The organism is Pectobacterium punjabense, assembly GCF_012427845.1.
GTDB lineage: Bacteria > Pseudomonadota > Gammaproteobacteria > Enterobacterales > Enterobacteriaceae > Pectobacterium > Pectobacterium punjabense.
On the sequence record NZ_CP038498.1, the window covers coordinates 2,859,025 to 2,871,193 of the forward strand.

At 48.4% G+C, this 12,169-nt stretch carries 13 protein-coding genes; 7 read left to right on the forward strand and 6 right to left on the reverse strand.

Going from position 1 to position 12,169, the window contains the following annotated elements:
• Positions 1 to 3 precede the first annotated feature (3 nt).
• Genes E2566_RS12900 through yceD form a run of 4 tightly spaced genes read right to left on the reverse strand, consistent with a single transcriptional unit; the run spans position 4 to position 2,748 of the window.
• A complete protein-coding gene (locus E2566_RS12900) occupies positions 4 to 957 on the reverse strand; it encodes a beta-ketoacyl-ACP synthase III (protein ID WP_107167705.1) in 954 nt (317 codons plus the stop codon).
• Between the two features lie 6 nt (positions 958 to 963).
• Positions 964 to 2,010 carry a phosphate acyltransferase PlsX gene (gene plsX / locus E2566_RS12905; protein ID WP_107167706.1) on the reverse strand — a complete coding sequence of 349 codons (1,047 nt, stop codon included), beginning with the start codon at positions 2,008 to 2,010 and terminating at the stop codon, positions 964 to 966.
• Positions 2,011 to 2,039: 29 nt separating this feature from the next.
• Positions 2,040 to 2,210 carry a 50S ribosomal protein L32 gene (gene rpmF / locus E2566_RS12910; RefSeq protein ID WP_011093369.1) on the reverse strand — a complete coding sequence of 57 codons (171 nt, stop codon included), beginning with the start codon at positions 2,208 to 2,210 and terminating at the stop codon, positions 2,040 to 2,042.
• 16 nt (positions 2,211 to 2,226) lie between these two features.
• On the reverse strand, positions 2,227 to 2,748 hold the full coding sequence (yceD, locus tag E2566_RS12915) for a 23S rRNA accumulation protein YceD (RefSeq protein ID WP_005970520.1): 522 nt from the start codon (positions 2,746 to 2,748) through the stop codon (positions 2,227 to 2,229).
• 140 nt (positions 2,749 to 2,888) lie between these two features.
• Here yceD and E2566_RS12920 point away from each other — a divergent pair, with 140 nt between their 5' ends.
• The gene (locus E2566_RS12920; RefSeq protein ID WP_107167707.1) at positions 2,889 to 3,473 is read left to right on the forward strand and encodes a Maf family protein; all 585 of its coding nucleotides are present in this window, start codon (positions 2,889 to 2,891) and stop codon (positions 3,471 to 3,473) included.
• 58 nt (positions 3,474 to 3,531) lie between these two features.
• Here E2566_RS12920 and rluC read toward each other — a convergent pair whose 3' ends face one another.
• Positions 3,532 to 4,488: a 23S rRNA pseudouridine(955/2504/2580) synthase RluC gene (gene rluC, locus E2566_RS12925; RefSeq protein ID WP_107167708.1), complete on the reverse strand. Its 957-nt coding sequence runs from the start codon at positions 4,486 to 4,488 to the stop codon at positions 3,532 to 3,534.
• 582 nt (positions 4,489 to 5,070) lie between these two features.
• Between rluC and rne the strand changes: the two genes are divergently transcribed.
• Positions 5,071 to 8,397: a ribonuclease E gene (rne, locus tag E2566_RS12930; protein WP_107167710.1), complete on the forward strand. Its 3,327-nt coding sequence runs from the start codon at positions 5,071 to 5,073 to the stop codon at positions 8,395 to 8,397.
• A gap of 61 nt (positions 8,398 to 8,458) precedes the next feature.
• On the opposite strand, the gene E2566_RS12935 is transcribed toward rne, so the two are convergent.
• Positions 8,459 to 8,746, reverse strand: coding sequence for a putative quinol monooxygenase (locus tag E2566_RS12935; RefSeq protein ID WP_107167711.1), 288 nt, complete (start codon positions 8,744 to 8,746; stop codon positions 8,459 to 8,461).
• A 184-nt stretch (positions 8,747 to 8,930) separates the two neighbouring features.
• Here E2566_RS12935 and pyrC point away from each other — a divergent pair, with 184 nt between their 5' ends.
• From pyrC to E2566_RS12960, 5 genes are all read left to right on the forward strand, one after another.
• Complete coding sequence (gene pyrC, locus E2566_RS12940; protein ID WP_107167712.1) at positions 8,931 to 9,974, forward strand: dihydroorotase; 1,044 nt, start codon at positions 8,931 to 8,933, stop codon at positions 9,972 to 9,974.
• A 105-nt stretch (positions 9,975 to 10,079) separates the two neighbouring features.
• Complete coding sequence (gene dinI, locus E2566_RS12945) at positions 10,080 to 10,319, forward strand: DNA damage-inducible protein I (RefSeq protein WP_107167713.1); 240 nt, start codon at positions 10,080 to 10,082, stop codon at positions 10,317 to 10,319.
• Positions 10,320 to 10,407: 88 nt separating this feature from the next.
• Positions 10,408 to 10,665 carry a hypothetical protein gene (locus tag E2566_RS12950; protein ID WP_107167714.1) on the forward strand — a complete coding sequence of 86 codons (258 nt, stop codon included), beginning with the start codon at positions 10,408 to 10,410 and terminating at the stop codon, positions 10,663 to 10,665.
• A gap of 238 nt (positions 10,666 to 10,903) precedes the next feature.
• A complete protein-coding gene (gene bssS, locus E2566_RS12955; protein WP_005970542.1) occupies positions 10,904 to 11,158 on the forward strand; it encodes a biofilm formation regulator BssS in 255 nt (84 codons plus the stop codon).
• 452 nt (positions 11,159 to 11,610) lie between these two features.
• Positions 11,611 to 12,165, forward strand: a complete 555-nt coding sequence (locus tag E2566_RS12960) for a cytochrome b (protein WP_107167715.1) — start codon at positions 11,611 to 11,613, stop codon at positions 12,163 to 12,165.
• The last annotated feature ends 4 nt before the right edge of the window (positions 12,166 to 12,169 follow it).

Genomic DNA, 12,169 nt, shown 5'->3' on the forward strand with positions numbered 1-12,169 from the left:
TAATTAAAAACGAACCAGCGCGGAACCCCAGGTAAACCCGCCGCCAAAGGCTTCAAGCAACACCAGGTGCCCTGGTTTAATACGCCCATCGCGCACGGCTTCATCAAGCGCTGAAGGCACGGAAGCAGCGGAGGTATTACCATGACGATCCAACGTCACAACCACCTTGTCCATCCCCATACCCAGCTTCTTCGCCGTGGCGCTGATAATTCGCAGGTTAGCCTGATGAGGCACCAGCCAGTCTAGTTCACTTTTGTCCAGTTGAGCCGCTTGCAGCGTTTCCTCAACGATATGTGCCAGTTCAGTCACTGCCACTTTAAAGACTTCATTACCCGCCATCGTCAGGTAAGCAGGCGTATCTGTATGGTGACGATCCTGATGCGGCAACGTCAGCAGCTCGCCATAACGACCATCGGCATGAAGATGGGTGGAAAGAATACCCGGTTGCTCTGACGGCGTTAACAGTACGGCCCCTGCACCATCTCCGAACAGAATCAACGTACCGCGATCTTCGGGGTCCAATGTACGAGATAAGGTATCGGAACCGATCACCAGTGCGTATTTCACCGCGCCACTTTTAACATATTGATCGGCAACGCTCAGCGCATAGGTAAAACCTGCACACGCAGCGGCCAGATCGAAAGCAATCGTATCCTTTATCCCTAATAATTGCTGAACCTGACAGGCTGAGCTAGGGAAAGCATGGCTTGATGATGTTGTAGCAACGATTAAAAGGCCAACCTCAGAAGGATCGACATTCGCCATTTCCAGCGCTTTCTGCGCGGCGCGGTATCCCATGGTCGCCACGTTTTCATCCGGCGCAGCAATACGGCGCTCACGAATTCCAGTACGTGTGACGATCCATTCGTCCGTCGTTTCCACCATCTTTTCTAAATCAGCGTTTGTCCTGATTTCTTCAGGCAGATAGCTGCCCGTTCCAATTATTTTTGTATACATGTACGCTTAGTCACTCTTGGGTAATACCGCTTCTAGACGAGCGGCAATCCGCTCAGGAAGCTGCCGCCGTACCGTCTGCATTGCCTGTTCAATAGCAACCGCAAACGCTCTCTGGTTTGCTGCACCATGGCTTTTGATTACAGTTCCCCGCAATCCTAGCAGGCATGCGCCATTATATTGATCGGGGTTCAAATGGCCGAAACGCTTTGATAAGCGTTTTTGTAACAAACGACCTAACCATTTCAACCACCAGGATCGTTTTTGTTTTTGCTCCGGGCCTGAAGCGGGTGATTTCAGCAACGACAGGAACATCCTTACCACACCCTCTACCGTTTTCAATGTGACATTACCCACAAAGCCGTCACAGACCATCACATCCGTTTTCCCCGTCAACAGATCGTTGCCTTCCAGATAACCGATGTAGTTTATTGATGGTGCCTCTTTTAGCTGTGCCGCTGCTTCACGGATAGTGCTTAACCCTTTGCTTTCTTCTTCACCGATATTCAACAACGCAACCCGGGGATTCGCCAGTTCCAGCACTTCTTCTGCCATCACTGAGCCCATTACGGCAAACTGAACGAGCATTGTGCTATCACAATCAACATTCGCCCCTAAATCCAACACGACGGTCTTTCCATGTTGCTGGTGAGGTAATACCGTCACCAAGGCGGGCCGCTCAATGCCTTCAAGTGGCTTAATCAGGAGCTTAGCGAGCCCCATCAGTGCACCTGTGTTGCCAGCACTCACACAGGCCTGTGCCCTGCCGTCTTTAATCAATTCAAGCGCTATGCGCATTGAAGTACCGCGGCTTGCGCGAATAGCCTGCGATGGCCTCGCATCACTAGCAATAACCGACTCCGCTGGAACAATTTCCAGGCGAGAAAGTAAATCAGAATCAACTTTGGCAAGTAATGGAGTAATCGCAGCAGGATCGCCGACTAATAACAAATTGAGAGCTGGATTAGAAGCCAGTGCCTGCAATGCAGCAGGCACTGTTACGCAGGGACCAAAATCCCCGCCCATCGCATCTAACGCCAGAGTTAGGCGTGTCAAGGTATTGCCTTGCAAATAATTCGCAGGAATTACTTAGCAATAACCTTGCGACCGCGGTAGTAACCGTCCGCAGTGATGTGGTGACGCAGGTGAGTTTCGCCAGAAACTTTATCTACGGATACAGAAGAGGTAGTCAGCGCATCATGTGAACGACGCATACCACGTTTGGAACGGCTAGGTTTGTTTTGTTGTACGGCCATGGACCTTACTCCTTAATTACTTACGCTTTAAACTGGCTAATACGGCAAACGGATTCGGTTTTTCCGCCTCTGCAGGCAGTTGACCAAAAACCATGTCCGCTTCGGACACTTCACAGTGTTCAGAATCATGCACCGGGGCGATAGGCAACATCAGAATTATTTCATCTTCAATCATTGCCAGCAGATCGACTTCGCCAAATTCATCAACGCCGATCGGCTCATACGCTTCCGGTAACGCTTCGGCCTGCTCATCATTGACGACCGGGCTGAAACAGAATGTCGCATGGACTTGATGTTCAAACGGCTTTCCGCAACGTTGACACATCAGTGTGACGGTAACGTCAGCGTTACCGTCAATCACTGCCAGACGCTGATTATCAATATTGAAAGATAAAGAGGCCTGAACATCACTATCCACACTCACCACTGATTCGGCAACACGCTCTACTTGTTCAGCCGAATAGATACCAACGTAATCTAAACGCTTCTGAGCAGTGCGGACCGCATCAAGGGTTAAGGGTAATTTTACCTTTTGCATAGGGCGCGCATATTAACGTCGTAACGACATAGAGTCAAAGAAAAAGGCAGTGATGCACCACCTTTCACCAATATTCGCTTCCAGAGCGGCGCACAGTTTAAAATGCCTTTCATCATTACGCTACGGTTTATCAAAAAATTATGCAGCAGATCGTTCTCGCCTCAGCATCACCTTACCGTCGAGCCTTATTGGAAAAGCTGGCGCTACCTTTTATTTGCGCATCGCCAGACATTGATGAAACCCCTCGCCCCGGCGAAGACGCCACCAATCTTGTGATCCGTCTTGCTGAAAGTAAAGCGCGAGCGCTGTCCGCGCGCTACCCTAATCACCTGATTATCGGTTCCGATCAAGTTTGCGTATTAGGCAACGCCATTACGGGGAAACCACACAATAAAGTTAACGCAATACGGCAATTACAGCAGGCCAGCGGAAAATGTGTTTCTTTCTTTACCGGCCTGGCGCTTTTCAATAGCGCGACTCAGGCAACACAAAGCCTCGCAGAACCCTTTGACGTCTATTTCCGAACACTAACGAACGCGGAAATTGATGGTTATTTGGAGAAAGAGCAGCCGTGGAACTGTGCGGGCAGCTTTAAAAGCGAAGGATTAGGTATTGCTCTTTTTGAGCGATTGTCGGGACGAGATCCTAATACACTCATTGGGTTACCTTTGATCGCGCTGATACAAATGTTACAAAAGGAAGGTGTGAATCCATTGGTAGTATAAAACGAATCGGGATAGCCCAATAGAAAGCTATCCCGATAGATAAAAGCGGCGTGAATGGTTAGATTTTTGTCTTACGCAACACTTGTAGGCAGCGCCGTAGCCCGCTATCCAACGGCGCTTCAACTCTCAGTGTTTCACCGGTATTGGGGTGCTCAAAACGCAGTGCCTGCGCATGCAGGAATAGACGTTTTAAACCCGTGTCCGCCAGTTGTTCATCGAATTCGCGATCGCCGTAACGGTCATCAAACGCGATAGGATGCCCAGCATACTGGGCGTGTACACGAATTTGATGTGTACGCCCAGTAACAGGGCTCGCCCGCACCAGCGTCGCATGTTCGAAACGTTCTTCAATTTTAAAGCGCGTTTCTGACGGTTTGCCTTCGCTGTTTACCCGAACGATGCGTTCACCACTTTGCAGGATATTTTTCAGCAGTGGCGCCTGAACAACCTTGCAATGCGACTGCCACTGACCGCGGACTAGCGCCAAATAGTCCTTTTGCATCCCTTTCAGCCGCAGCTGTTCATGCAGAGAACGCAAGGCCGAACGTTTTTTGGCTACCAGCAAAACGCCTGAAGTATCGCGATCGAGGCGGTGTACTAACTCCAGAAAACGCGCTTCCGGGCGTAAAGCACGCAGCCCTTCAATCACACCGAAACTTAAGCCACTGCCGCCATGCACCGCCGTACCTGAAGGCTTATTCAGCACCAACAGGTAATCATCTTCATAAATAATGCACTCAGCCAATGCCGCCACTTTGCCAAGACTGGCAGAAACAGGCGTTTCATCGCGTTCTGCCTGTCGCACAGGCGGAATTCGAATGACATCACCATCGAGCAATTTGTACTCCGGTTTGACCCGTTTCTTATTTATCCTTACCTCACCTTTTCGCAAGATGCGGTAAACCATGCTTTTAGGCACACCCTTTAAGTGGGTATGCAAAAAATTATCGATACGTTGCCCCGCTTCATCTGCGGAGATCGTCACAAATTGTACTGAAGGATTATCTGTTTTCATGATGCGCGATTCTAAATAGAGCAACCCGATAGCGCCACTTCTTTTTCTGTGCTTAACTGTGTGTCTGACTTATGAAGATATTGTTGCACTTACGGATGCGTTGGGCTGTAGCATCAAACCCTGTCCGTTTTGGTGATCACAACAGAACTATCTTTATACAGACAGGCAAAGTCACCTTGCTATAACGGTATCAGCAGTGGAATAATGCTTTTGCGTTTCCCACGCGGATTTCCGATAGAACAAGGGGAAATTGCGAAATTATTAAATTTGCCTGATGACGCACACACGCAGCAATGGCGTAAGACGTAATGCGAAATCAAGCAGTTAGCGGGCTGCGGATTGCAGCTTGGCCGGCAAATGGAATCAGATCTGGCGACATTATTCAGAAGCTGTTCCCTCAGTAAATGCGCTGTTTTCCATAAGGAAACACAGGCTACCGAAACATGCGTCTCTATGCAGGCGACAACCGGGAGGTTGACGTCCCTGCGATAAGCCACGAGGCCATCGGTTCACTCCGGTCATGCGGTTCTTTTGTCCGCAGCTCTATCAATAATGCAAGTAAAAATAACGAGTAAGTTGAAGATGAAAAGAATGTTAATTAACGCAACTCAGCAGGAAGAGTTGCGTGTTGCCTTGGTTGATGGTCAACGGCTGTATGATTTGGATATTGAAAGCCCAGGTCATGAACAGAAGAAAGCAAATATCTACAAAGGTAAAATCACTCGTATCGAACCCAGTCTTGAAGCGGCTTTTGTTGATTACGGCGCTGAAAGGCACGGTTTCCTCCCTCTTAAAGAAATCGCCCGCGAATACTTCCCCAGCAACTATGCTTCCCATGGTCGTCCGAACATTAAAGACGTGTTACGTGAAGGTCAGGAAGTTATTGTTCAGGTAGACAAAGAAGAGCGTGGCAACAAAGGTGCAGCACTGACCACCTTTATCAGCTTGGCGGGTAGTTATCTGGTCTTAATGCCGAATAACCCTCGTGCAGGCGGTATCTCACGCCGAATCGAAGGTGACGATCGTACTGAGCTCAAAGAAGCGCTGGGATCGTTACAACTACCTGATGGCATGGGACTCATTGTTCGTACGGCTGGTGTGGGTAAATCCGCTGAAGCACTGCAATGGGATCTGGCTTTCCGTCTGAAACACTGGGACGCGATCAAAAAAGCCGCTGAAGGTCGCCAGGCACCGTTCCTGATTCATCAGGAAAGTAACGTGATCGTCCGTGCTTTTCGTGATTATCTGCGCCCAGACATTGGCGAGATTCTGATCGACAACCCCAAAATTCTCGATCTGGCGAAAGAACATATTTCTGCGCTGGGCCGCCCCGATTTCAGCAGCAAAATCAAATTGTACAGTGGCGAAATCCCGCTTTTCAGCCACTACCAAATCGAATCGCAGATTGAATCAGCTTTCCAACGTGAAGTTCGCCTGCCATCCGGTGGCTCTATCGTTATCGATACGACCGAAGCGCTGACGGCCATTGATATCAACTCCGCCCGCGCAACACGTGGTGGTGATATTGAAGAAACGGCATTTAATACCAACCTTGAAGCCGCAGACGAAATTGCCCGTCAACTTCGCCTACGTGACCTTGGCGGCCTGATCGTTATCGACTTCATCGATATGACACCAGTTCGCCACCAACGCGAAGTCGAAAACCGCCTACGTGATTCAGTACGCCAAGATCGTGCGCGTATTCAGATCGGTCGGATTTCCCGCTTCGGTCTGCTGGAAATGTCACGTCAGCGTCTGAGCCCTTCACTGGGTGAATCCAGCCATCACGTTTGCCCGCGCTGTAGCGGCACAGGCACAATTCGTGACAATGAATCACTTTCACTGTCGATTCTTCGCCTGATTGAAGAAGAAGCACTGAAAGAAAACACCAAAGAAGTTCACGCTATCGTTCCAGTCCAGATTGCGTCTTATTTGCTGAACGAAAAGCGTGATGCCGTCAATGCCATTGAAAAACGTCAGGGTGGTGTGCGCGCTATCATCGTGCCACACGACGGTATGCAGACACCGCACTACTCTGTGGTTCGTGTCCGTAAAGGCGAAGAAAAACCGACACTCAGTTATCTGTTACCTCAGCGTTTGGAAACGGAAACGCAACAACTGCAAGATGAACAAACGATCGAACGTAAACAGCCTGAGCAACCCGCTTTAGCAACGTTCAGTATGGCTGAAATGCCGGCAGAAACTGCACCAGCGGTTGCTAAAGCAGCTCCGGTTGTAGCAAAAGCCGCAGAAGATGCTCAGCCTGGCCTCATCAGCCGTTTCTTCGGTGCTTTGAAAAGCGTCTTTGCTTCAGAACCAGCAGCAAAAGTAGCGGATAGCGTTGACGAGAAGAAAGCCGAAGAAGAGAAGTCTACTGAAGGTCAACGCTCTGAACGTCGTAATTCACGCCGTCAGAGTAATAACCGTCGTGACCGTGGCTCTCGTGACAATCGTGACAATCGTGACAATCGTGACAATCGTGACAATCGTGACAATCGTGAACAGCGTGATGATCAGCGCCGTAACAAGCGACAAAACGATGAAACGGTTGCGGAAAATGTGGAAAAAGCAGGTTCGGAAGAACATCCGCGCCGTGAACCGCGTGCTGAACGTCAGCGTCGTCGTCAGGATGAGCGCCGCCCTGCTCAGACAGAGGAAAAAGTTCAACCAGCCACCTCTGATTCCGATGACAATGCAGCCGATCAGGATAAACCGACTCAGGTTATGCCACGTCGTCAGCGCCGTCAGTTAACGCAGAAAGTACGTGTTCAGTCTGAAACGCAGCAGGATACTCTCTCTGATAACGCAGCACCGGTGGCTGAAGCATCCGAACTGGCTCAGCCTTACGTTAAGCCAAACAATGCTGCTATAGACACTAACGAGAGCGATAACGAGCAAAATGATGCAAATCGTGCCAATGGCGAAAATGGCGGTATGCCACGTCGTTCGCGTCGTTCACCTCGCCATCTGCGCGTTAGCGGCCAGCGCCGCCGTCGTTATCGTGATGAGCGTTACCCATCTCAGTCGCCAATGCAGTTGGAATTTGCTGCCGCATCACCGGAAATGGCATCAGGAAAAGTATGGGTTAGCTATCCTGTCGCACAACCGCAGCAGGCTGAAAATCAACAGTTGGAAGAGAACGTAGCAGCTATCGAAGCACCATTGTTGCCCGCTGTTGTCGACGTTGCCGTGACTGTACAAGCCGATACAACAGAATCCAATGTGATTGAAAACATTGCAAACGTTACGGAAACAATCGTTCAGGAAAACGCCGTTATAACCGCAACCGCACAATCTGCTGACGTTGTTCAGGACAGCAATGTCGCGGATATCAACGTGAATTCTGTGGATGAAAACATCGTTGTCGAACCAGTAGTTACTGAGAATACGGCTATCGATGATGTCATCGCAGCGGTTGCTGTGAGTGCGGTTGAAGAAGCAAAAACTGTTGAGGTTGATGATACTGTGACGCTTCAGGCAACTGAAGACACACAGACCGTTGAAACTGTCGTTGCTGAAGAAAAACTGGCAGATGCTATCGCTGACGCGACTGAGACAACTGATGTGGCAGAGTCAGTTTCTACCCCGGTGGTTTCAGTACAGGAAGTCAGCCAACCACAAAGTGTTCAGGATGAGCCTGCGATCGCTACCAGCACACCGGTAGTTGTAGAAGAATCTGCCGCGAACGTAGCAAAAGCTGTGGCTATCGTTGAACAGCCTCGCTATAAGCTCCATGCAACGGCACCAATGACTAAAGCTCCAGCTCCGGCATATAACGCCGAGCCTGCTCGACACAGTGATTGGGTACGCCCAGCCTATCCATTCTCTGGAAAAGGCTCGGCAGGCGGTCATACCGCAGTTAACCAATCAACTGCGCCAGCAACCAAGCCTGCGCCAGTCAACGAGTAATACTGACTTTTATAGACAAATACCCGCCAATTGGCGGGTATTTTTTTATGGGCAGCTTTTCTTAACCTAAAAAATTCAATAGCTTGATATCTACACTGTCCGTTTTGCCACTCAATTCAGTCAACAAACTTTTAAAGTGCACACTTTGTTCATGTGATGCCAGAGCATCCCGATCTTTCCAGCGCTCGAAGAACACAAATGAACCGGGTTTATCCACGACTTCATGCAGATCATACTGCACGTTGTCCGCTTCCTGTCGGCTGGGCGATACCACGCGTTTTAGCGTTGCAGTAACATCAGCAATGAACTCAGCCTTTGCCTGAATAGTGGCAACAATACGAATTTCCATATACATCCCTTATTTATCAATGAAAAGATTATGCTATCAGATGCCAATCGACGCTTAATTTCAAGCATTCATCAACAAACGGATGCATTCAAATGGCTTTACGCTTATCCTTATCCCCCGCCGTATCAGTCCCAAAACCAACCGAAAGATGCTGTTTTTCTACTGACCGCCGGAGCGCAATTCCATGACCGCACAGCCCACTATTCTTAAAATCCGTCGTCCTGACGATTGGCACATTCACCTGCGTGACGATCGGATGCTGGAAACCGTTCTCCCCTATACCAGCCGTTTCTTCGGCCGTGCGATTGTTATGCCCAACCTGACACCGCCGATTACCAGCGTAGCCAGCGCGATTGCGTATCGTCAGCGTATTTTAGCTGCGGTCCCGCAGGGTGATAACTTTCATCCGCTGATGACGTGCTACCTGACTGATGCACTCGATGCTAATGAGATCGTGAGCGGCTTTGAGCAAGGTGTATTTACCGCTGCCAAACTCTATCCAGCCAACGCGACAACCAACTCCAGCCATGGCGTGACCAGCGTCGCCAATATCTCCGGTATTCTGGAGAAAATGCAGAAAATTGGCATGCCATTGCTCATTCACGGTGAAGTGACCGACCCCGACATTGATATTTTCGATCGGGAAGCGCGCTTCATCGAAACGGTACTGGAACCGTTGCGCCAACAATTCCCTGAGCTGAAAGTCGTCCTTGAACACATCACGACGAAAGAAGCAGCGCAGTACGTTGTTGCAGGCAATGATTATCTCGCGGCAACCATTACCCCTCAGCACTTAATGTTTAATCGCAATCATATGCTAGTTGGTGGCGTTCGCCCTCACCTGTATTGCTTACCAATCCTAAAACGTAACACACACCAGCAGGCGCTGCGTGAAGCCGTCGCCAGCGGCTGTGACCGGCTTTTTCTCGGCACGGATTCCGCCCCCCATGCCAAGCACAGAAAAGAATCCAGCTGCGGCTGTGCCGGCGTGTTCAATGCTCAGGCGGCATTGAGTACCTACGCCACTGTATTTGAAGAAATGAACGCGCTTGATAAACTCGAAGCATTCTGTTCCCTGAACGGCCCACGTTTTTATGGTCTGCCGGTTAATGACAGCTGGATTGAGCTTCATCGTGAAACGGTCACGTTCCCAGAAGAAATCACCCTTGGCGATGAGTCGCTAATCCCCTTCCTGGCCGGACAGAGCCTCAATTGGTCAGTCCGTTAATCGACCAGCCCATCAGCATTATGCCGATGGGCTAAATTTTATTGCACATATTGTTCTTCACCCTTAATGACTGTATAAATAAACAGTTATGATTTGGAGGCCAGCATGCGCGTAGAAATTACTCTAGCAAAGACAACACCTTTACCTGCCGGTGCCATCGAAGCACTCAGGTGTGAACTGGAAAAGCGGATTCACAAAATTTATCCCGAGACACCCATTCAGGTGCGCTATGCATCCGCTAATAGCCTGACAGTGATGGGCGCAGGCAAAGATGACAAAGATCGTATCTCTGAAATCTTGCAGGAAACGTGGGAAAGTGCCGATGATTGGTTTGCAGCAGAGTAATCTAAAGCTTGAAAGATAACGAAGACATAGGCTGTAATGGCAGTTTAAAGCGGCACTTCGCCATATGCTACGACCGAGGGTATCTGTTATGACGGTAGAAAAACCAGAAGAGGCAATGACATTCGGGGAATTGCTGGAGCTGATTGGCGAGCAGCAGCGCAAGATCGATGCTCTGGAGCTTGCTTTCTCGTCTCTGGCATTCTGCTTCGATGAAAAAGCAAACAAATTGATGATTCACAATCTGACGTTGGAATCTCAGAATGAGAATCGGGACCCTACTGTGAAGAAATACCTTGCCCGACTGGCCGCCGCATTGGAGAAAAATGCAGGGTCCAGCACGGAATAGTGCTCTACCGCCCCAGTAGCTGAACCTTCGGGATGAAAATCTATTCGTCCCGATACCTCATTAGGTTCATTACTTATCCCTCCATCATTCCTAAGATGTCATCTTTTTACGAAAAATTGAAAATATTTCCCATAAATTAAATAAGCAGCAGTATACTGATAAAGCTCGTTTAAGAATAATGAGCCACCTGAAGCCTCGTTAGTCACTCATGTTAGTAACTAGTCAATAAGGGGTATTTATGGATAGAAAAAATGAAGTTATTCAGACACATCCTCTTGTAGGTTGGGACATCAGCACCGTTGACAGTTATGACGCCATGATGATCCGTTTGCATTACTTATCCACCTCGGATCAAGCACCAGATGAAGCCCATGTAGACCGGACGCTTTGGCTAACAACCGATGTTGCCAGGCAATTGATACACATACTCGAAGCCGGTATCGCGAAAATCGAATCGACAGACTGTGACGTCAGTGATTATCGAAAGCATTAGTAATTGATAGCGTCATTAATATTACATTCAATACCTATTAATTTTTCTTAATAAGATTTCCTTTCGTAACACGAGTTAAAATAACAACACCGTCTTAATGGCGGTGTTGTTATTTTCGGCATATTCTCATTTCTTTATTTATTATAACGCTAACCTCTCTCCTATAATTAATCACTCACGTCATTATTATTCCGTAAACTGCATCCACTATATGTCGTCTTGCCTTATTTTCTTCGCAGAGATGCCCCTCTTTTGTCAGAAAAATAGCTCGGCACAATATCTATTTCCGCAAAACATTCAGAACTAAATTGAATAAAATATAAATTTAAATTCAAAAAAATTGTTCATGATTATGATAATGTTAAAATTGAAAAATTTATATTGCTTTTATGTTTTTCAATGATTAATTATTAGCCACCACAATGTTATCGTTAAGATAAGGAGTTCTCATCATGCTTTGGCGTAATACCTCTTTGCGTTACGGCCATATCAGCATTCTTCTGCACTGGATTGCAGCGTTGGCTATCTACGGAATGTTCGCTTTAGGACTATGGATGGTCACATTAGGATATTACGATATTTGGTATCACCGAGCGCCAGAAATTCATAAAGCCGTTGGTATGCTGCTCTTTGCCATCATAATTTTTCGCGTGGTGTGGCGTTTTATCTCCCCCCCACCCGCGCCGTTAGAAAGTTACTCTACATTGACTCGCGTCAGTTCGACGCTGGCTCATATCGCTCTTTATGTTGTGTTATTTGGCATCCTCATCAGCGGATATCTCATTTCCACAGCGGAAGGACACCCTATCTCAGTTTTTGGTTGGTTTTCTATTCCGGCCACTATTAGCGGTTTGACGGATCAAGCCGATATCGCAGGCGACGTGCATCTGTATCTTGCATGGGCGGTGGTTGCTTTATCAGCGCTACACGCTTTCGCCGCATTAAAACACCACTTTATCGATGGTGATAACACGTTGAAACGGATGTTGGGTCGCAACGTCCCTTAACTTT